Source organism: Halomonas urmiana, assembly GCF_005780185.1.
Taxonomy (GTDB): Bacteria; Pseudomonadota; Gammaproteobacteria; order Pseudomonadales; family Halomonadaceae; genus Halomonas; species Halomonas urmiana.
This window is the reverse complement of sequence record NZ_VBUI01000017.1, coordinates 22,016-43,153: the sequence shown is the minus strand read 5'-3', so window position 1 is coordinate 43,153 and position 21,138 is coordinate 22,016. Positions and strand designations below refer to the sequence as shown.

At 68.4% G+C, this 21,138-nt stretch carries 14 protein-coding genes; 10 read left to right on the top strand and 4 right to left on the bottom strand.

The window, feature by feature from the left end; all coding sequences use genetic code 11:
* Positions 1-70: 70 nt before the first annotated feature.
* Both FEI13_RS11780 and metE read right to left on the bottom strand, forming a co-directional pair.
* The gene (locus FEI13_RS11780; RefSeq protein ID WP_138181719.1) at positions 71-826 is read right to left on the bottom strand and encodes a COG3650 family protein; all 756 of its coding nucleotides are present in this window, start codon (positions 824-826) and stop codon (positions 71-73) included.
* Positions 827-937: 111 nt separating this feature from the next.
* Positions 938-3,217, bottom strand: a complete 2,280-nt coding sequence (gene metE, locus FEI13_RS11775) for a 5-methyltetrahydropteroyltriglutamate--homocysteine S-methyltransferase (RefSeq protein ID WP_138181718.1) — start codon at positions 3,215-3,217, stop codon at positions 938-940.
* A 103-nt stretch (positions 3,218-3,320) separates the two neighbouring features.
* On the opposite strand from metE, the gene FEI13_RS11770 reads away from it, so the two are divergent.
* The gene (locus tag FEI13_RS11770; RefSeq protein ID WP_138181717.1) at positions 3,321-4,235 is read left to right on the top strand and encodes a LysR family transcriptional regulator; all 915 of its coding nucleotides are present in this window, start codon (positions 3,321-3,323) and stop codon (positions 4,233-4,235) included.
* Here FEI13_RS11770 and FEI13_RS11765 read toward each other — a convergent pair.
* Both FEI13_RS11765 and FEI13_RS11760 read right to left on the bottom strand, forming a co-directional pair.
* Positions 4,222-5,838, bottom strand: coding sequence for an ATP-binding protein (locus FEI13_RS11765; RefSeq protein WP_138181716.1), 1,617 nt, complete (start codon positions 5,836-5,838; stop codon positions 4,222-4,224). The genes FEI13_RS11770 and FEI13_RS11765 overlap by 14 nt on opposite strands.
* A 3-nt stretch (positions 5,839-5,841) precedes the next feature.
* Positions 5,842-6,555 (bottom strand): winged helix-turn-helix domain-containing protein, encoded by a 714-nt coding sequence (locus tag FEI13_RS11760; protein ID WP_138181715.1) that lies wholly within the window; start codon positions 6,553-6,555, stop codon positions 5,842-5,844.
* 358 nt (positions 6,556-6,913) lie between these two features.
* On the opposite strand from FEI13_RS11760, the gene FEI13_RS11755 reads away from it, so the two are divergent.
* From FEI13_RS11755 to FEI13_RS11715, 9 genes are all read left to right on the top strand, one after another.
* A complete protein-coding gene (locus FEI13_RS11755) occupies positions 6,914-9,817 on the top strand; it encodes a ribonucleoside-diphosphate reductase subunit alpha (protein WP_138181714.1) in 2,904 nt (967 codons plus the stop codon).
* Between the two features lie 137 nt (positions 9,818-9,954).
* Positions 9,955-11,199, top strand: a complete 1,245-nt coding sequence (locus FEI13_RS11750) for a ribonucleotide-diphosphate reductase subunit beta (protein ID WP_138181713.1) — start codon at positions 9,955-9,957, stop codon at positions 11,197-11,199.
* A 440-nt stretch (positions 11,200-11,639) separates the two neighbouring features.
* Positions 11,640-12,686: a GGDEF domain-containing protein gene (locus FEI13_RS11745; RefSeq protein ID WP_138181712.1), complete on the top strand. Its 1,047-nt coding sequence runs from the start codon at positions 11,640-11,642 to the stop codon at positions 12,684-12,686.
* 234 nt (positions 12,687-12,920) lie between these two features.
* Positions 12,921-14,612, top strand: a complete 1,692-nt coding sequence (locus FEI13_RS11740) for a sensor domain-containing diguanylate cyclase (RefSeq protein ID WP_138181711.1) — start codon at positions 12,921-12,923, stop codon at positions 14,610-14,612.
* 55 nt (positions 14,613-14,667) lie between these two features.
* Positions 14,668-15,696: an L-glyceraldehyde 3-phosphate reductase gene (gene mgrA, locus FEI13_RS11735; RefSeq protein WP_138181710.1), complete on the top strand. Its 1,029-nt coding sequence runs from the start codon at positions 14,668-14,670 to the stop codon at positions 15,694-15,696.
* A gap of 154 nt (positions 15,697-15,850) precedes the next feature.
* Positions 15,851-17,041: an efflux RND transporter periplasmic adaptor subunit gene (locus FEI13_RS11730; RefSeq protein ID WP_138181709.1), complete on the top strand. Its 1,191-nt coding sequence runs from the start codon at positions 15,851-15,853 to the stop codon at positions 17,039-17,041.
* A 7-nt stretch (positions 17,042-17,048) separates the two neighbouring features.
* A complete protein-coding gene (locus FEI13_RS11725) occupies positions 17,049-20,153 on the top strand; it encodes an efflux RND transporter permease subunit (protein WP_138181708.1) in 3,105 nt (1,034 codons plus the stop codon).
* Positions 20,154-20,157: 4 nt separating this feature from the next.
* Positions 20,158-20,826: a CerR family C-terminal domain-containing protein gene (locus tag FEI13_RS11720; RefSeq protein WP_138181707.1), complete on the top strand. Its 669-nt coding sequence runs from the start codon at positions 20,158-20,160 to the stop codon at positions 20,824-20,826.
* A 10-nt stretch (positions 20,827-20,836) separates the two neighbouring features.
* Positions 20,837-21,064 carry a DUF3565 domain-containing protein gene (locus tag FEI13_RS11715; RefSeq protein ID WP_138181706.1) on the top strand — a complete coding sequence of 76 codons (228 nt, stop codon included), beginning with the start codon at positions 20,837-20,839 and terminating at the stop codon, positions 21,062-21,064.
* Positions 21,065-21,138 lie beyond the last annotated feature (74 nt).

Sequence of the window (21,138 nt, the reverse complement as noted above, 5' to 3'; positions counted from 1 at the left end):
TAAATACAACGAAAAGCGCAAATAACCGCCGCCCTCTTTCAATAAAAACGAAAGAAACGCCCGCGCCGCCTCAGGGCGCGATGCCCTGACCGCAGCCCCGATAGACCTTGTCGTTCAGGGCCAGGGTCACCCGAGCCGGCCAGGGCTGGCCGCTCATGGTGTCGAAACAGGCCTTCGCCTCGAGGCGCAGGGTAAAGGGCCGCGCCGCCTGGCCGCTGGCCAGGATCACCCGCCCGGCCTCGTTGTCCAGGGTGGTCACCCGGTAGGGCAGGGTCACCTCCCGGCGGCCGTAGTCCAGCGTCATGGTCAGCTCGGGGACGTCGTTGGCGAGCTCCACGTGCCAGCCCGGCTCGTTGCCCTGGCCGCGGAACATCACCCCGGGGTGCTCCTGACGGGTCAGCGCGTCTTGGGTGACGTCGACCCGGCAATCGAGCCGGCCGCGCTGGCTCTCGACCAGCGCCTCCCGCCCCTTGCTCCAGAAGCTCAGGTCGCCCTGCTGATAGCGGGCGCCGCTGGCCACCACGGCAGGGGCGAGACGCGCGGCCCCCTGGGCCGACCACAGCCGCAGCTCCTCCTCGGTGGCGGCGGTGACCAGGTCCTGTGCCGGGGTGCAGCGCCAGGCGGTCAGCTCATCGGCCTCGCCAGGAAACAGCGTCGAGGGCAGCAGTGGCGCCTTGGCCGAGGTGTCGTCCTGCGCCGTGTCGGCCGCCTCCGGGGAGGACGGCGCCGGCTCAGGCGCCGGCGCGCTCACGTAGGTAACGCAGCCGGACAGCCCCAGGGCCAGCAGCAACGGCAGGGCAAGACGAAGGGGGGCATGATGGGACATGACAGGGCTCCTTGGCAGACGAATCCTTGACGTGCGCTTACGTGGCGTGCGCTTACGTTACCGCAGGATACCAGCCGCCGGACGGCTTGGCGCCGCCCGGCAAGAGACGCATCAGCCGTGGCGCTGACGCAGTACCCGCGCCGCCTCCACCATGTTGGCAAGCGCCGGCTCCACCTCGGCCCAGCCGCGGGTCTTGAGGCCGCAGTCCGGGTTCACCCAGAGCCGCTCGACCGGGATGCGCTCGGCGGCCTGCTCCATCAGCGCCACCATCCAGGCCACCTCGGGAATGTTCGGCGAGTGGATGTCGTAGACGCCGGGGCCGATGGCGTTGGGATAGGCGAAGTCCTGGAAGGCGCCGAGCAGCTCCATGTCCGAGCGCGAGGTCTCGATGGTGATGACGTCGGCATCCAGGGCCGTGATGGCAGCGATGATGTCGTTGAACTCGGCGTAGCACATGTGAGTGTGGATCTGCGTCTCGTCGCGCACCCCCGCCGAGGCCAGCCGGAAGCACTCCACGGCCCAGTCGAGATACTCCTGCCACTCGGCCTGACGCAGCGGCAGCCCCTCGCGCAGCGCGGGCTCGTCGATTTGGATGGCGCGGATGCCCGCCGCCTCGAGGTCGAGCACCTCGTCGCGCAGCGCCAGGGCGATCTGCCGGCAGGTGGTCTCGCGGGGCTGGTCGTCGCGCACGAAGGACCACTGCAGCACGGTGACGGGCCCGGTGAGCATGCCCTTCATCGGCCGCTCGGTGAGCGACTGGGCGTACTCGCTCCAGTGCACCGTCATGGCCGCCGGGCGCACCACGTCGCCGAAGAGGATCGGCGGCTTGACGCAGCGCGTACCGTAGCTCTGCACCCAGCCGAAGCGGGTGAAGGCGAAGCCGTCGAGCTGCTCGCCGAAGTACTCGACCATGTCGTTGCGCTCCGGCTCGCCGTGGACCGGCATGTCGATACCGAGTGCCTCCTGGCGCGCCACGGCCCGAGCGATCTCCTCGCGCATCTGCGCCTCGTAGGCCTCCCGGGACAGGTCGCCGGCCTTGAAGGCACGCCGCGCGGCACGGATCTCGCCGGTCTGGGGGAAGGAGCCGATGGTGGTGGTGGGGAACAGCGGCAGGGCGAGATGGCGCTGCTGGGCCACGGTGCGCTCGGCGAAGGGCCGCCGGCGCCGCGCGTCGTCGTCGGTGACGCCGGCCAGCCGCTCGGCCTCGCGGCGCGCCTGCAGGGCGCGGCTGGCGGCCTCCACGCGGTCGCGGTCGGCGGCGTCGGCACGGCCGTCGAGCAGACGAGCCAGGGTGGCGACTTCATCCAGCTTCTGCCGGGCGAAGGCCAGCCAGCTCTTGAGCTCGGGCGCGAGGGCGGTCTCCGCCTCGAGGTCCACCGGCACGTGCAGCAGCGAACAGCTGGTCGCGATCCACAACCGCTCGCCCAGGCGGATGCGCGCCACGGCCAGGCGCTCGCGCCATAGGGCCAGGTCGGCTCGCCAGACGTTGCGCCCGTCGATCGCCCCCACCGAGAGCACCTTGTGGGGCAGCAGACGGTCGAGCACCGCCTCAAGCTCGTCCGGGGCGCGCACCGCGTCGATGTGCAGGCCGGCCACCGGCAGGCCCACCGCCAGGGAGAGGTTGTCACCCAGGCCCCCGAAGGGGCTGGCCAGCAGCAGCTTGACCGGCGCGGCCTGCAGGCGGTGATAGGCGCGCTCATAGGCCTGCCGCCAGGCGAGCGGCAGGTCCTGCACCAGCGCCGACTCGTCGAGCTGCACCCACTCGACGCCCTGCCCGCCCAGCCGCTCGAGGACCTCGGCATAGACATCGAGCAGGCCGTCGAGCAGCGCGAGGCGATCGAAGTCCTCGGGCACGTCGCCACGCCCCTTGCCAAGCCACAGCCAGGTCAGCGGGCCGGTCAGCGCCACCTTGACCGCGTGGCCGGCGGCCCTGGCCTCCTCCACCTGATCAAACAGCCGTGCGCTGGCCAACCGGAAGCGCTGCCCGGGATGCAGCTCCGGCACCAGGTAGTGGTAGTTGGTATCGAAGTACTTGGTCATCTCGCAGGCCGCGGCAGGCGCGCCGCTGGGGGCGCGCCCCCGCGCCATGCGAAAGGCGGTGTCGAGATCCACCTCGCCGCGCGCCACCTCGTCCTCGGCGGCGAAGCGCGCCGGCACCGCGCCGACCATCACCGAGACGTCGAGCACCTGGTCATAGAAGGCGAAGTCGCCCACGGTCACCAGATCGAGGCCGGCCTCGCGCTGGGCCGCCCAGTTCACCAGGCGCAGCTCGCGCCCGGTGGCCTCCAGGGCCTGCCGGTCCAGGGTGCCCTGCCAATAGGCCTCGGTGGCACGTTTCAGTTCGCGGTCCGCGCCGATGCGCGGATAGCCGGTCACATGAGCCATCGTCATGATGACATCCTTTGTTCATGAATGATGCTGGTAAGTCTCGCTGGCCACGGGAGGTGAATCAAACTAGACTTTCTAATCTTCAAGATGAATCAGGCTCACCCCCATGCTCGAACTTCGCCATCTGCGCACCCTGGTCGCCCTGCGCGATGCCGGCTCACTGGTGGAGGCGGCCGAACGCGTGCACCTGACCCAGTCGGCCCTCTCCCACCAGATCAAGGACCTGGAGGAGCGCCTGGGCAGCCCGCTGTTCCTGCGCAAGACCCGGCCGGTGGAGTTCACCCGCGCCGGCCTGCGCCTGCTGACCCTGGCCGAGCAGGTGCTGCCGCAGGTACGCATGGCCGAGCGCGACCTGGCGCGACTGGCCGGCAACGAGCAGGGGCGCCTGCACATGGCCATCGAGTGCCACAGCTGCTTCCAGTGGCTGATGCCCACCGTCGATCACTTCCGCGATCACTGGCCGGAGGTGGAGATCGACATCCCCGGCGGCCACCACTTCGACCCGCTGCCGGCGCTGGCCCGCGAGCAGCTCGACCTAGTGATCACCGCCGACCCCCAGCCGCTGCCGGGGGTGCACTACGAGCCGCTGTTCCGCTATGAGGGGCTGCTGGCGGTGGCGCGCCGGCACCCGCTGGCGGGCCTGCCCTTCGTCACCCCCGAGGATCTCGGCGAGGAGACCCTGATCACCTACCCGGTGGAGCACTCGCGCCTGGATGTCTTCACCCAGTTCCTCGACCCCGCCGGCGTGCGCCCCAAGGAGGTCCGTACCGCCGAGCTGACGATCATGATGATGCAGCTGGTCGCCAGCGGTCGCGGCGTCTGCGCGCTGCCCAACTGGGCGTTGACCGAGTACCTGGAGCGCGACTACGTCAAGGCCGTGGCGCTGGGCGAGAAGGGGGTGTGGAGCACGCTGTTCGCGGCGATCCGCGAGGAGACCCGCGGCGCGCCCTGGATGGAGGACTTCCTGCGCACCGCCCGTGAAACCTCCTTCGCGGTACTGGAGGGGATCAGGCCGGCGTAGGGGCGCGGCGCGGCAGCAGCAGAGTGAAGCGGGCGCCGCCCAGCGTGGCGCTGGCATCCAGCACCACGCTGCCGCCGTGCCAGGCCATGACCTTCTGCACGATGGAGAGTCCGAGGCCGTAGCCGCCGGAACGCCGGGTACGGCTGTCATCGAGGCGTGCGAAGGGCTTGAAGACCTCCGAGCGCGACGCGGCGGGGATGCCGGGGCCGTCGTCCTCCACGTCCACGCGCACCAGCCGCGGCTCGCCCTGCAAGCGAATCACCACCCGGCTGCGGGCATGGCGGCAGGCATTGGCCACCAGATTCTGCAGGGCGCGCTGCAGGTAGCGGGGCTCGGCCTGGATCTCCACCTCCGGCCCCTCGATCAGCTCGATGCAGATATCTCCATGCAGCGGTCTCAAGGCCTCGATGACGCGCCGCGCCATGGCGCGACAGTCGACCAGCGAGGTCTCGAGCTCGCCGCCGTTGGCGGTCTCGTTGCCCAGCCGGGCGTAGGTGAGGATCTCGTCGATCAGCTCGTCGAGCTCGGCGATGTCGCCGTCGACACCCTCGAGCTGGCGGCGGATCGCCGGATCATCGGTCATGTCCTCGACCATCTGCACCGCGAAACGGATGCGCGCCACCGGGGTGCGCAGCTCGTGGGAGACGGCGCGGATCATGTCCTGTTGGGCGCGCAGCAGCGACTGCACCTGGGCCGCCATGCCGTTGAAGGCCATGCCTAGCCGCCCCAGGAAGTCGCCGCTCTCGACCTTGACCCGGGTGTCGAGACGGCCGCCGGCGATGCGGGTGGCGGCGAGCTCGAGCCTTGCCATGCGGGCCTCGACACCGCGCACGATCAGGTAGATGATCGCCGCCAGCACGCTGAGCAGCAGCATCAACAGCGTCAGCTGCAGCGGCAGGGGCAGCGGCTCGAAGGCCTTCACCGGGCCGATGGCCAGCCAGCTCGCCCGGGGACCGTCGCTGGGCAGCAGACGATACATCGCCATGGAGAGGCGTCCCGGGATCAGGCGGATAACCACCTCGCCCTCCGCCATGCGCACCAGCTGCCGGGTATCTAACCCCTCGGGGGCCGTGACCAGCAGCTCGAGGGGAACGGCGTCGCCGGCCATGCTCTCGAGCTGCGCCTGGCGCTCATCGGCGGGTACCCGGGCGAGCCACTCGGCGAAGAGCTCGGTAAGCCCGCGCAGCTGCTGCTCGCTGATGGTCGCCACGTCCACCTCGAGCAGCCGTTGCTGGTCGGCCAGCAGGTGCCAGAGCCGCCAGCCGCGATCCTCGCGGGGCATCACCAGCACGCGCCCCGCCCGCAGGCGCGTGCGCGAAAAGTAGTTCAGGTAGCGCGTCTCGACCGGCACCACCCGCAGGGTCATGTCGAGCTGTTCGGAACGCTCCATCAGCCACGCCTCGCGCTGCGCCTCGGGCAGCGACTCAACCCAGCGGGTCAGCATGCGCATGGGCGGTTCGACCAACTGCTCGCGATAGTGCTCACGGCGGACCTGATCGACCAGGGCCAAACCCAGCAGGGCCAGGCCGAAGGTCAGCAGCAGCGCCAGGGCCAGCAGCACATAGACGCGCAGGAAGGTGCTGTCGGCCAGCATCCGACGCATGGTTCAGCCATCCCTGACGAAGAGGTAGCCCTTGCTGCGCACCGTCTTGATGCGGTGCGGCTGGTTGGGATCGTCGCCGATCTTGGGCCGAATGCGCGAGACGCGCACGTCGATGGAGCGATCCTGGCCATCGTAGCGGATGCCGCGCAGGCGATCGAAGATCTCCTCGCGAGTCAGTACCCGGCCGGCATTGCTGGCCAGCAACCACAAGAGGTCGAACTCGGCGCTGGTCAGGTCGATGCGCTCGCCGTCGAGCCACGCCTCGCGGGTCGCGTTGTCGATTACCAGGTCGCTGAAGGTCAGGCGAGTCTCCTCGCCGGCGGCCCCCGGCTCGGCGCGACGCAGCAGGGCGCGCATGCGCGCCAGTAGCACCCGCGGCTGTACCGGCTTGGGCACGTAGTCGTCGGCGCCCATCTCGAGCCCCAGCACCTGATCCATGTCGTCGGTGCGGGCGGTCAGCATCATGATCGGGCCGGAGAAGTCACTGCGCACCCGGCGACAGATCGACAGACCGTCCTCGCCGGGCAGCATCAGGTCGAGGATCACCAGGTCCGGTTGCAGGGAGAGGATCCGCTCGACGCCGCGGGCGCCGTCGGCTTCCACCGTGACCCGGAAGCCGTTGGCCTCCAGGTAGTCGCGGGTCAGCCCGGCCAATCGCTCGTCGTCCTCGATGATCAGCACGTGATCCAGTTCCTGGGCTTGCAAGCTGTCGTCCATCCTCTGTTCCATCCTGGCGAGCAGGTGAGCGGAGCGGGCTCCCGGGGTCGAAGCCAACGCCTTTGCCTAGAAGGATACCCGAAAACCGGGGTCTCGCCTTCCCGTCGCCATACGGCGACAGATGGGCGTCGCCAGGCCCAACCACGGGGCCTGGCGAGACGCCCGATTCTACCCCACGGAAGGTCACAGCCCATCCACAGGTTATCCACTTGATGAAGCCGAGAAAGCACACTATCTTGTGCCTCGTTCCGGCACGAACACTACATCATGTGCCACTAACAATCACACCCAACGCTGTCAACCGTCGTCCGAGCGGCGGCCTTCACCACACGTTTCACCGAGTCAGGGACCCGGCGCCATGGATACCAATGTCACACCGGACGAGTCGTCCGTTTCCGTCACCGCACCCAAGGCCCTGCGCGTCATCAAGCGCAACGGCGACGTCATGCCCTTCGATGCCGACAAGGTCGCCGTGGCCATGAGCAAGGCCTTCATCGCCGTGGAGGGCAACAACGCCGCGGCCTCTTCCCGAGTCCGCGACTTCGTCCGCCAGTCCACCGAGGCGATCGAGCACGCCTTCGTGCGCCGCATGCCCGACGGCGGCACCCTGCACATCGAGGACATCCAGGATCAGGTCGAGCTGGCGTTGATGCGCGGCGGTGAGCAGCAGGTCGCCCGCGCCTACGTGCTCTACCGCGAGGAGCACGCCCGGGCCCGCGCCGCCGCCGGTGACGATATCCAGAAGCCCCACCCGAGCCTCAACGTGACCCTGCCCGACGGCAGCACCCGTCCGCTGGATCTCGGGCGCATCGAGACCCTGGTCTTCGAGGCCTGCTCGGACCTGCCTAACACCGAGCCGCAGAAGATCGTCGACGACTCGGTGCGCAACCTCTATGACGGCGTAAGTGCCGACGGCGTCTCCCAGGCGCTGACCATGACCGCGCGCACCCTGGTGGAGAAGGACCCGAGCTACACCTACGTCACCGCCCGCCTGCTGCAGGACAGCATCCGCCGCGAGGCGCTCTCCTTCCTGGGGGTGGCCGAAGAGGCCACCTACGGCGACATGGCCGAGCTCTATGCGCCGGCCTTCAAGGCCTACATCGAGAAGGGCATCGAGTTCGAGCAGCTCGACGAGGCGCTGGCCGAGTTCGACCTGGAGCGCCTGGCCGCGGCGCTGGATCACACCCGCGACAACGCCTTCACCTACCTGGGCCTGCAGACCCTCTACGACCGCTACTTCATCCACCGCGATGACGTCCGCTACGAACTGCCCCAGGTGATGTTCATGCGCGTCGCCATGGGCCTGGCACTCAACGAGGACGACCGCGAGGCGCGGGCCATCGAGTTCTACGAGCTGCTCTCCAGCTTCGACTACATGGCCTCCACGCCGACCCTGTTCAACGCCGGCACCCAGCGCAGCCAGCTCTCCAGCTGCTACCTGACCACCGTGCCCGACCACCTGGACGGCATCTACAGCGCCATCCGCGACAACGCCATGCTCTCCAAGTGGGCCGGCGGTCTCGGCAACGACTGGACGCCGGTGCGCGCGCTGGGCTCCTACATCAAGGGTACCAACGGCAAGTCCCAGGGCGTCGTGCCCTTCCTCAAGGTGGTCAATGACACCGCCGTGGCCGTCAATCAGGGCGGCAAGCGCAAGGGTGCCGTCTGCGCCTACCTCGAGTCCTGGCACCTCGACGTCGAGGAGTTCCTGGAGCTGCGCAAGAACACCGGCGACGACCGCCGCCGCACCCACGACATGAACACCGCCAACTGGGTGCCGGACCTGTTCATGAAACGCGTCTTCGACGACGAGGAGTGGACGCTGTTCTCGCCGGCCACCTGCCCGGACCTCCACGACCTGTACGGCGCGGCCTTCGAGCAGCGCTACCAGGAGTACGAGGAGATGACCCGCAACGGTCAGCTCAAGCTCTTCAAGCGAGTCAAGGCCAAGGACCTGTGGCGCAAGATGCTCTCGATGCTGTTCGAGACCGGCCATCCCTGGATCACCTTCAAGGATCCGTGCAACCTGCGTAGTCCGCAGCAGCACGCCGGCGTGGTGCACAGCTCCAACCTGTGCACCGAGATCACCCTAAATACCTCGGTCGACGAGATCGCGGTGTGCAACCTGGGCTCGGTCAACCTCGCCCAGCACATGACCGACGGCGAGCTCGACGGCGAGAAGCTCAGGAAGACCGTGCGTACCGCGGTGCGGATGCTCGATAACGTCATCGACATCAACTACTACGCGGTGCCCCAGGCCAAGAACTCGAACTTCAAGCACCGTCCGGTGGGGCTCGGCATCATGGGCTTCCAGGACGCCCTCTACGCCCACGGCATCGCCTACGCCTCCGAGGACGCCGTCGCGTTCGCCGACCGCTCCATGGAGCTGGTCAGCTACCACGCCATCGAGGCCTCCTCTGACCTCGCCGCCGAGCGCGGCCAGTATCAGAGCTATGAAGGCTCGCTGTGGAGCCAGGGCGTGCTGCCCATCGACTCCATCGAGAAGCTGAAGCAGGAGCGTGGCGAGCAGTACATCGAAGTCGACACTTCACAGACCCAGGACTGGTCGCGCATCCGCGAGAAGCTGGCCGAGCAGGGCATGCGCAACTCCAACGTCATGGCCATCGCCCCGACCGCGACCATCTCCAACATCTGCGGCGTGTCGCAATCGATCGAGCCGACGTACCAGAACCTGTTCGTGAAATCGAACCTCTCCGGCGAGTTCACGGTGGTCAACTCCTACATGGTCAACGACCTCAAGGCGCGCGGCCTGTGGGACGAGGTGATGATCAACGACCTCAAGTACTACGACGGCAGCGTGCAGCCGATCGACCGCGTGCCGGCCGATCTCAAGGCCCGCTACGCCACCGCCTTCGAGGTCGAGCCCAAGTGGCTGGTGGAGGCCGCCTCGCGTCGCCAGAAGTGGATCGACCAGGCGCAGTCGCTGAACCTCTACATCCAGGGCGTCTCGGGCAAGAAGCTCGACGTGACCTACCGGATGGCCTGGTATCGCGGCCTGAAGACCACCTACTACCTGCGCGCCCTGGGCGCCACCTCGGTGGAGAAGTCCACCGTGGAGCGCGGCACCCTCAACGCGGTGAGCAACGCCGCCCCGGACGCCACGCCGGCACCGGCGCCGAGCCCCGAGGCCAAGCCCGAGGCGCGAGGCGTCGAGGATTTCCTGTCCGGCAAGAGCGGCAGCGGCTCCCGCGCCCCCTCCGCGGGCGATCTCGACGAGCTGGGCTGCGAGGCCTGTCAGTAACTTCTTGAGCTGTAAGCCATAAGCTGGAAGCCGTAAGAAAAACCGGCGGCTTCCGGCTCAACGACCAACTTATTGCCGTGGGAGCGCAGCAAGCTGTGCTCCCACGGATCATCCGGAATGCCACCGGGAGAGACATCATGCTGAACTGGGACGAATTTCACGAAGACGATGCCGCGGTCGCCGAGCAGCCGGCCGCGGCCCAGACCGCGCCGGCCCCGGCGCCCGAGCCTACGCCCACCCCGGACGCCGTGGCGGAGAGCGCCGGCGCCTACGAGGTGGCCGACGAGGATCGCATGGCTCGCGCCAAGCGCTCGCTGGAAGAGCTCGACGTGGCCGCGGGCCTCGAGGAGCTCGAAATGGGCGCGGCGCGCATCGAGGTCGACGACAAGCAGATGATCAACGCCCGCGCCGACCTCAACCAGCTGGTGCCCTTCAAGTACGAGTGGGCTTGGCAGAAGTACCTGGACGGCAGCGCCAACCACTGGATGCCCCAGGAAGTGAACATGAACGCCGACATCGCCCTGTGGAAGAGCGCCGAAGGCCTCACCGCGGACGAGCGGCGCATCGTCGAGCGCAGCCTGGGCTACTTCTCCACCGCGGATTCGCTGGTCGCCAACAACCTGGTGCTGGCCCTCTACCGCCTGATCACCAACCCCGAGTGCCGCCAGTACCTGCTGCGCCAGGCCTTCGAGGAGGCGATCCACACCCACGCCTACCAATACTGCGTGGAGTCGCTGGGCATGGACGAGGGCGAAGTCTTCAACATGTACCGCGAGGTGCCCTCCGTCGCCGCCAAGTCGGCCTGGAGCCTCAAGCACACCCAGTCGCTCTCCCGCCCGGACTTCAACACCGGCACCCCGGAGACCGACCAGGAGCTGCTGCGCAACCTGATCGCCTTCTACTGCGTGACCGAAGGCATCTTCTTCTACTGCGGCTTCAGCCAGATCCTCTCCATGGGTCGCCGCAACAAGATGACCGGCGTCGCCGAGCAGTTCCAGTACATCCTGCGCGACGAGTCCATGCACCTGAACTTCGGCGTGGACATGATCAACCAGATCAAGATCGAGAACCCGCACCTGTGGACGGCCGAGTTCCAGGACGAGGTCACCCAGATGATCCTCGAGGGCACCGAGCTCGAGATCGCCTACGCCCGGGACACCATGCCCCGCGGCGTGCTGGGTATGAACGCGGCGATCATGGAGGAGTACCTGCACTTCATCTGCAACCGCCGCCTGGCGCAGATCGGCCTGAAGGAGCAGTTCCCCGGCGCGAAGAACCCCTTCCCGTGGATGAGCGAGATCATCGACCTGCGCAAGGAGAAGAACTTCTTCGAGACCCGCGTCACCGAGTACCAGGTGGGCGGCGCGCTGAGCTGGGATTGAGCCATAGCTGGGATTGAGCCATAGATTGACACCATAGACGGCCGGGGCATTTCGCCCCGGCATGCTGGAGATGCCCATCGCGACCCGCGAGATGCGACGCGTCCACCGGCCTGCCGCCACCCCAGATGATGACGCCCTGTCCGGCCACGCCGGGCGGGGCGTTTTTCAGGTTCTTCGACGTTTCATGGCCCGGAAACTGGCATATCAATGGAGGTACACCCCCTGCAGGTAACTCACTCCACCGCACGTCACAACGCCAGGGCGTGACAGACCGCCCTGGATCGCGCCCTGAGCGTTCACGGCCGCTTACCGTCGCCTGGCGATTGCGTCTCGGCCATCGGCATGAGAGCTTCTGGTACTATCATCATCACTCGATGCCCGCCAGAGACGCCGGGGCGGGGCCGTCCTGACGGCCGACCACCTGCCAGGAAGAGACCTCGATGAAGGTGCAAGACCCTATCCCCCCGCTGTCATGGGACTCGCGTCGGATCCAGATTCAGGGCTTCATGGCGGGGCTTCATCAGATCGAGTGGTTGCTGGTCACCCTGATCACTCTCTACCTGGTGATCATTGGCGCCCCGAATGAGCGTAGCCTGGGACTGCTGCTCACCACGGTGACCTATTTCGGCTTCAGCCTGCTCGCCAGCCGCCTGCATTTCTTCGGCGACAGGCAACGCTGGCTGCTGGCCATTCACACCTGGGTGATGATCGGCTTCATCAGCTGGTTTCTCCACAACACCGAGGGGGTATCGGGGCCCCTCACGAGCCTCTACCTGCTGGCGGTGGTGACCAGCGCTCTGACGCTGGGAGTCCTGGCCACCATGCTCCAGGTCGTGGCAATCGGCGCGTGCATCCTGCTGCTGTTTCAACTCAGCGGCGAGAGCCTCACGGAACCTGCGAACCTGTCCCTCCTGGGTATCAATCTCATCGCCTACCTCATCGTCGGCTACCTGATATCGACACTGGTCAACGGCATAGAGGTCTCCAACCGGATGCTGCTCGAGATGGCGAGTAAGGACCCTCTGACCGGCCTCTTCAATCGTCGTGCCTTCAATGACCTGATCAAGCCGATTCACGCCATGTCCCAGCGGGCCCAAACCCCCTACAGCGTCGTGGTCATCGACATGGATGGCCTCAAGACCATCAACGACACACAGGGGCACGGGGAGGGAGACCGCACGATCAAGGCCCTGGCCGATCAGCTCAAGGACCACACACGCAGCAGTGACCTCCTGGCTCGCCATGGTGGCGACGAGTTTGTCATCATGCTGCCGGATACCGACGTCAGCGGGGCGGTGAAGATGTTGCAGCGCCTGATCACCGACCCGGTCGATGAGGTGCCACCCCTCAGTATCGGGGTGGCCTGCTACCCCGAACATGGCGACAGTTTCGACGTCCTCTTCGAGCAGGCCGACCAGGCGATGTACGTCAGCAAGCGTCTCGGCGGCCATCGCGTGCACGTCACCGGCAAAGGAGAGACCCCCTGAGCTATTCCCCCTCGCCACACCGCTATGAGCGGATGCCTTATCACCGCTGCGGACGCAGCGGCCTGACGCTGGGGTTCTGGCAGAACTACGGCCTTCCTCCCATGGCACATGCCTTCAGGCATTGGCCGTTTTTCGTTGCCGGGCACACCGCAACATCGCTTTTTCGTGGACATCCTCTGCGGCTTGCGGCAGCGTGAATCGCCACAGCCACATGAATGAGAGGCGATTCACTGCATGATCCCACCTTCATGGCGCGAGGAAGTCCTGACGCTTGCGCGCACCGTCCACCTGCAGGTCGACCGCGACGGGCGGATCCTGGATGCCATCGGGGACACCGACACGCTGCTCGACGAGCCCCGGGAGGCGCTGATTGATCGCCCCCTTCACGAGCTGGCTGACCCGCGCGTGCGCCTCGCCGCCACGCTGATCGAGCAGTTCAGCATCCTGGCGCCCGAGCCCGGCCAGACCCGGGCCGTGGAGACCGACGCCTGCAGCGTCTACGCGCTCTCCGACAGTAGCGTCGCCCTGCGGCTGACATCCGAGGCCTCGCACGACGACGGCGTGATCCGGCGACTCGCCGACCGCCTGCCGGTGATGGTCGCCTACGTCGACCCGGACGGCCGCTTTCGCCTCAACAACCAGGCCTACCTGGACTTCATCGGCCTCAGCCGCGAGGCCCTCTACGGTCGACCGGTGTCGTCGGTGCTCGACGAGGCCTCCTACGCCAAGGTGGCACCGCGTTTTCGTCGCGCCCTGGCCGGCGAGGAGGTGACCTACGAGGATCGCCTGACGCTGGCCGACGGCCGCATTGTCTACTTCAAGGTCCACTACGTCCCCGACTATATCGACGGCGAGGTCGCGGGGTTCTACGCCATCATCCAGGACATCTCCGAGTACGGGGCGATGATCCAGCTGCTGCGCGACGTGCACACCGGCATCAACCGCACCGATATCGATACCCGGGAGATCGTCGAGCAGTTGCTGGAAGATGCCCTGGCCTACCTCTCTCTGGAGATCGGCCTGATCAGCCGCATCGAGGACGAGCGCTACACCGTCTGGTGGGCCGCCTCCCGCGGCCCCGAGATCGCGCCGGGTACCACCTTCCCGCTGGGCGACACCTACTGCCGGCTGGTGCTTGACGAGGCGGACGTCTTCCATACCGTCCGGGCGGGCGAGGATCCGCGCATCAGCGGCCACCCCTGTTACCAGGCCTTCGGCCTGGAAAGCTACATCGGCATACCCCTGCGCGTGAACGGCCGGGTCTGGGGCACCCTCAACTTCTCCAGCGCTGCCCCGCGCGGGCGCCCCTTCAGCGAGATCGAGGAGGAGCTGCTGCGGCTGATCGCCAACGCTACGGAGCGCGTCATCACCCACGAGGTCGAGTTCGAGCGGGTACGCCGCGAGCGCGACCGCATGGCCAACCGGGCGATGACCGACCACCTCACCGGCCTGCCCAACCGCTCCGGCCTGGAACATCGCATCGAGGGGCTGATGCAGGCGCGCGAGGCCGGTGAACCGCCCTTCTGCCTGGCGATGCTGGACATCGACCACTTCAAGGTGATCAACGACACCCACGGTCACGACGTCGGCGATCGCGTGCTGCGCTGGCTCGGCGAGCGCATGGCCCAGTGCCTACGCGACGGCGATCTCGTGGCCCGCACCGGCGGCGAGGAGTTCGTGATCGTGATGCCCGGTGCCAGCCAACGGGCGGCCCGGGAGATCGTCGAACGCGTGCGGACCCACGTGCGCCGCGGGCGAGTGTCCCTCGACGACGGTCAGGAGATCGGCGTGACCGTCAGTGGCGGCATCGGCGAGCACCAGCCGGGCGAGTCCTACCCCGGCCTCTTCCGGCGCACCGACGCCGCCCTCTACGCCGCCAAGCGCGCCGGACGCGACCGCACGCATCTCGCCGCCTGTCCCGCGTGACGCCCCGGCCTCGCCCGCTCCCCCGAGTGGGCACATGAATAACCAGGAGATCCCCATGTCTTACTCCCCCGCGGAAGATCGCTACGAGCGCATGCCCTACCACCGCTGCGGGCGCAGCGGCCTGAAGCTGCCGGCCCTGTCGCTGGGGCTGTGGCAGAACTTCGGCGAGACTGGAAGCGTCGACACTGCCCGGGCGATCTGCCGCACCGCCTTCGATCACGGCATCACCCACTTCGACCTGGCCAATAACTACGGCCCGCCCCCCGGCAGCGCCGAGGCGCTGTTCGGGCGCATCCTCGCGAGCGACTTCGCCGGCTACCGCGATGAGCTGGTGATCTCCACCAAGGCCGGCTACCGCATGCACCCCGGCCCCTATGGCGAGTGGGGCAGCCGCAAGTACCTGCTCTCGAGCCTCGATCGCAGCCTCGAGCGCCTGGGGATCGACTTCGTCGACATCTTCTACTCCCACCGCTTCGACCCCGAGACCCCGCTCGAGGAGACCATGGGCGCGCTGGACCAAGCCGTGCGCCAGGGTAAGGCGCTATATGCCGGCATCTCCTCCTACAGCGCCCAGCGCACCCGCGAGGCGGTGGAGATCCTGCGCTCGCTGGGCACCCCCTGCCTGATCCACCAGCCCAGCTACTCGCTGGTCAATCGCTGGATCGAGGACGACGGCCTGCTCGACACTCTGGACGACCTGGGCATGGGCTCGATCGTCTTCTCGCCGCTGGCTCAGGGCCTGCTGACCGACAAGTACCTGGACGGCATCCCCGAGGGCAGCCGCGGCGCTCGCGGCAAGACCCTCAAGGACGCCCACCTCTCGGCGGAGAACCTGGCGCGGGTGCGCGCGCTGAACGAGATCGCCCGGCGCCGCGGCCAGACCCTCGCCCAGATGGCCATCGCCTGGACGCTGCGCGGCGGCCGGGTGACCTCGGCGCTGATCGGCGCCAGCCGCCCACAACAGGTCGTCGACGGCGTGGATGCGCTCAGCGCGCCGGCCTTCACCGACGAGGAGCTCGCCGAGATCGACCGCCATGCGGTGGAGGGCGGCGTGAACCTCTGGGCGGCCTCCTCAGAGCGCTGAGGCGCCGGAGCGAGGACGCCGCGAAGCGAGTGGCGTCAGGCACGACGGCGGCCGGCTCGGCGAGGTCCGTTGCGATTTAATCAGCTGATTAATACACTGCGGCATGGTCTCGGGCGTGCCCGACGCCCATCGCTCGCCGTCGAGGATTGCGCCCATGCCGTTCCCCCGCCGCATATCGGCCCTCTGGCTCCTGCTGGCCGGCCTCTCGTGGCTGGCCGCCGGCTGCTCGCCGGAGGCGGGCGCGCCCGCCAAGCCACCGCCCACGATGGTCGACAGCCATGTCATCCAGGCGGGCAACGGCGCCGCCATCACCCGCCTCTCGGGCCGGATCAAGGCCGCCGAACGCACCACGCTGAGCTTCGAGATCCCCGGGGAAATCCGCCGCCTGAACGTGGACATAGGCGAGCGCTTCGCCGCCGGCGACGTGCTGGCCGAGCTCGGCGCCGCCCGCTATCGCCTGGTGGCCGACCAGCGCCGCGCCGAGCGGCAGGAGGCCGAGGCGGTGCTGCGCGAGAAGCGCCAGGACTACCGCCGCCAGGCCAGCCTCGCCGACAAGGGCTATGTCAGCGAGATGCGTCTGGATGCCGCCCGGGCCGCCCTGGGCACCGCCGAATCCCGCCTGGCCTCGGCTCGGGCAGCCCTCGCACTCGCCGAACGCGACTTGACGCTGACCCGCCTCGCGGCCCCCTTCGACGGCTCGGTGAGCCGGCGCCAGACCGAGCCCGCCGAACGGGTCGCGGCCAGCCAGCCGGTGCTCGAGGTGATCTCCGACCGGGAGGGCTTCGAGGTGGAGACCAGCGTGCCCGAGACGCTGGTCGACGCCCTGGCGACGGGATCGACCCACCGCGTCATCCTGCCCGCCCTGGGCAACGCCGAGAGCGCGGCCAACCTGCGCCACCTGGGCACCCAGCCCCGCTCTTCCAACGACTATCCGGTGATCCTCGGCGTGGACACGCCGCCCCCCGGCCTGCGCTCGGGTATGACCGCCCGAGTCGAGCTTTCGCTTGACGAGCGCGAGACCGCAAGCGAGGGCGCACCGCTGCTGCCGGTGCCGATGACCGCCCTGGTGTTCGGTGACAAGCGCGATGGTCAGCCCGGTGACAGGCGCGACGGTGAACAGGCGGGCGGTGAGGATAGCGACGCCCGCCGCGCACACGTGCTGCGCATCACCGAGGACCTGACCCTCGAGCGCGTCGCGGTGGAGGTGGTGACCATGGGCGAGGGCCGGGCCTCCGTGCGCGGCGCACTGGCCCCGGGTGAGCGCATCGTGGCTCGCGGCGTGGAGTTCGTGCGCCCCGGACAGGCCGTGAGCCTGCTCGGCCACGGCCCCGAGCGCTACCACTGAGGCCGCCATGAACCTGAGCGAGCTCGCCCTCGAGCGCCGTCCGGTCTTCTTCCTGGCCACCCTGGTGGCCATACTCTACGGCCTCTACAGCTATGCCACCCTGCCGGCCCGGGAGGATCCCGAGATCACCGTGCGCGAGGCGGTGGTGACCACCGCCTTCCCCGGCCTGCCGGCCGCCCAGGTGGAGGAGAACATCACCAAGCCCCTGGAGGAGAACATCCGCACCATCGGCGAGGTGGAGCGGATCCGTTCGACCTCGATGCGCGGCCACTCGATCCTCCACGTGGAGATCCAGGACCGCTACTTCGACCTGGAGCAGATCTGGGACGAGGTGCGCCAGAAGGTCGAGGCAACGAGGCCGGCCCTGCCCGCCGGCACCCAAGACCCGGTGCTCAACGACGACTTCGGCGACGTGGCCGTGGTCACCGCGGCGCTCACCGCCGCCGACTTCCCCCAGGCCGAGCAGCAGGAGATCGCCGAGCATATCCGCACTCGCCTCTACGGCGTCGCCGGCATCAAGCGGGTCGAGCTGCTGGGCGTGCAGGAACAGCGCATCTTCATCGACATCGCCGAGGCGCGCCTCGCCGAGCTCGGCCTCTCCCCGACCGAACTAGCCGGCCAGATCCAGCGCCGCAACATCTTCCCGCCCGGCGGCATCCTCGAGGCCGGCGAGCAGCGCCTGGCCCTGGAGGTCAGCGGCGAGTTCGCCAGCCTCGAGGCGCTGGGCGACACCGAGCTGCGCCTGCCCGACGGCGGCACCCTGCGCCTGCGCGACCTGGGCGAGATCCGCCGCGGCTACGAGGATCCGGCGGACCGTCCCGCCTACTTCAACGGCCGGCCGGCGATCGTCTTCGCCGTCTCGATGCTCGAGGGCGAGAGCGTGCTGGACGTCGGCCGCGCCATCAAGACGCGCCTGGACGCGATTCGCCCCACCCTCCCGGCTGGCTACCGCCTCGACATCATGACCTTCCAGCCCGAGCAGGTGGCCAACGCCGTCTACGGGGTGACCGCCAGCGTCATGCAGACGCTGGCCATCGTGCTGGGGGTGGTGATCCTCTTTTTGGGCCTGCGCACCGGGCTGATCGTCGGCTCGATCATCCCCGCGGTGATGCTGGTGACACTGGCCATCATGGGGCTCGCCGAGCTGACGCTGCAGCGGGCGAGCCTCGCCACCCTGGTGATCGCCCTGGGCCTGCTGGTCGACAACGCCATCGTCGTCGCCGAGGACTTCAAGACGCGGCTGGAGGCCGGCAGCGACCGCGACGCGGCGATCCGCGAGACCGGCGCGGAGCTCACCCTGCCGCTGCTCTCCTCGAGCCTGACCACCATCCTGGTGTTCCTGCCGCTGATGCTCGCCGAGCACGCCTCCGGCGAGTACACCCGCTCGATCTCGATCGTCATCGCCATCACCCTGCTCGCCTCCTGGTTCCTGTCGATGACCGTCACCCCGGCGCTCTGCCACCGCTTCCTGAAGGCGCCTCGAGGGGACTGGCGAGCCTCGCACGGGACCGGCGACACCCCCCGCCTCGCCGACCGGGCCTTCGGCTGGGTCTCGCGGCGCTATGGGCGCGGGCTCGCCGGGCTGCTCCACCACCGCGGGCTGTTCCTGGCCGCCATGGCCGTAACCCTGGTCGCCGGGGTGGCGATGATGCAGCTGGTGCCCAAGAAGTTCTTCCCCGACTCGGACCGCAACCAGGTGCTGGTGACCATCGACTTCCCCTCGGACATCGCCGAGACCCTCACCGGCCAGCGTGTCCAGGCGCTGAGCGACGCCCTGATCGGCGCCCCGGCGCTGAGTGAGGACGTCACCGGCGTGGCCGCCTACGCCGGCTTCGGCGGGCCGCGCTTCGTGCTCTCGCTGACGCCCCTCGACCCGGCGCCCAACAAGGGCTTCATGGTGCTCAACGTCGCCGACCGCGAGCGGGTCGAGGCGGTCATCCAGGCGACCCGCAGCTTCCTCGCCACTCGCCACCCGGACCTCTCACCCCAGGTCACGCGGATGTTCCTCGGCCCCTCCGACAGCACCCTGCTCAAGGTGCAGGTCAAGGGACCGGATCGGGAGGTGCTGTTCGCGGCCGCCAAGCGGGTCGAGGACATCCTGCGCGACCTCGATGGCGCCCGGGGCGTGCGCCAGAGCTGGGAGGCGCGGATTCCCTCACTTGCCATCGAGGTCGACCAGGCGCGGGCGCGCAGCGCCGGCATCACCTCCGAGGACATCGCCCGCTCGCTCACCGGCGCCATCGACGGCTACCACCTGAGCCACTACCGCGAGGGCGACGACATCATCCCGGTGGTGATGCGCTACGCCGACGCCCAGCGCGAGAGCGTCGAGCGCCTGAAGTCGCTGATCGTCTATCCGCTGGGCACCCCCGGGGCGGGCGTGCCCCTCAACCAGGTGGCCGAGGTGCGCCTCGACAGCGGCTACTACCGCATCGACCGCGAGAACCTGGTGCGCACCATCACCGTCGAGGGGCGCAACCGCCACTACACCGCCGAGGACATGGTGCCAAGAGTGGAACCGGCGCTGCGCGAGCTGGAGGCCACGCTGCCTGTGGGGCACTGGATCGAGTTCGACGGCGTGGTGGCGGAATCCCGGGAGGGCCAGGCCGCCCTGCAGGCCAACCTGCCGCTGTGCATCGGGCTGATCTTCATCCTGCTGGTGGGGCAGTTCAACTCCTTCAAGCGCCCATTGGTGATCATCGCCACCATCCCGCTGGTGATCGTCGGCGTGGCGCTGGGCCTGCTGGCCACACGCGCCGACTTCGGCTTCATGGTGCTGCTGGGCATCTACAGCCTGGCCGGCATCATCATCAACAACGCCATCGTGCTGATCGACCGCATCGACATCGAGCGTCAGGATTCGGCGCTGTCGGGACGTGACGCCGTGGTCAAGGCCTCGGCACGGCGACTGAGGCCGATCCTGATGTCGGCGATCACCACCATCCTCGGCTTCCTGCCGCTGATCATCGGCCGCGACCCGCTGTTCTACGGCATGGCCGCGGCCATGGCCTTCGGCCTGGGAATCGGCACCGTCATGAGCCTGGGGGTGGTGCCGGTGCTCTACACCGTCTTCTTTGGCATCGACACCCGCGCCCCGGCCGGGGAGGAGTGACGTCATGATCCCCCGTCCCGCATCCCCCGATACCCGCGACCGGCTGATCCAGGCCGGCATCCGGCTGTTCGGAGAGTTCGGCTTCGAGGCCACCACCACCCGCGGGCTGGCCGAGGCGGCAGGGGCCAACATCGGCTCCATCGCCTACCACTTCGGCAACAAGCGCGGCCTCTATCTCGCCGCGTCGCGCTATATCGCCGAGCAGCTGAGGCGCCGGCTCTCCCTCGACGCGGCGGCCGCGCCGGCGCCCGTGGAGGATCGCGACGCCGTCCTGGCCACGCTGCGTGCCCTCGCCAGGCGGATGGTGCGCACCTTCACCGAGGACGAGGAGTGTCGCCGCTGGCTGCTGCTGGTGATGCGCGAGCAGGTGCATCCGGGCGAGGCCTTCGAGATCCTCCAGGCCGAGGCCTTCGGCCCGGTCCAGCGTAGGCTGGGCGGCCTGATCGCCCGGCTCACCGGCCGCGCGGTCGACGATCGACGGGTGATACTCGAGACCCATACCCTGATCGGCCAGATCGTCTTCTTCCTGATCGGCCGCGAGCCGCTGCTGCGCCGCCTGGAGGTCGCGGCCTTCGATGAGGCGATCCTCACCGACATCGAGACGGTGATCGACGCCCACCTGCGCCTCTATGCGGCGCAGGACGGTGATCTGGCGCCGAGAGACCCGATCTAAGGAGCCCTACATGCAACAGCCGATCGTCGGCTACCATCGCGACGAGGAGGGCCACTGGGTGGCCGAGCTGGCCTGTGGCCATAACCAGCACGTGCGCCACCAGCCGCCCTGGGTCGAGCGGCCCTGGGTGACCACCGTGGAAGGCCGGCGCTCCCGGCTGGGGTTGGCACTCGACTGCGTCAAGTGCGAACGGGGCGAGCCCCGGGACCATCCCGGAGTCTCCGACTCCCCCGCTTGACTATACTGGTGGCCAACCACTCATCCTCGGCCTGGGCAGCACGTGGTTCGCCTGGCCAGAGAGCTCGACCACGG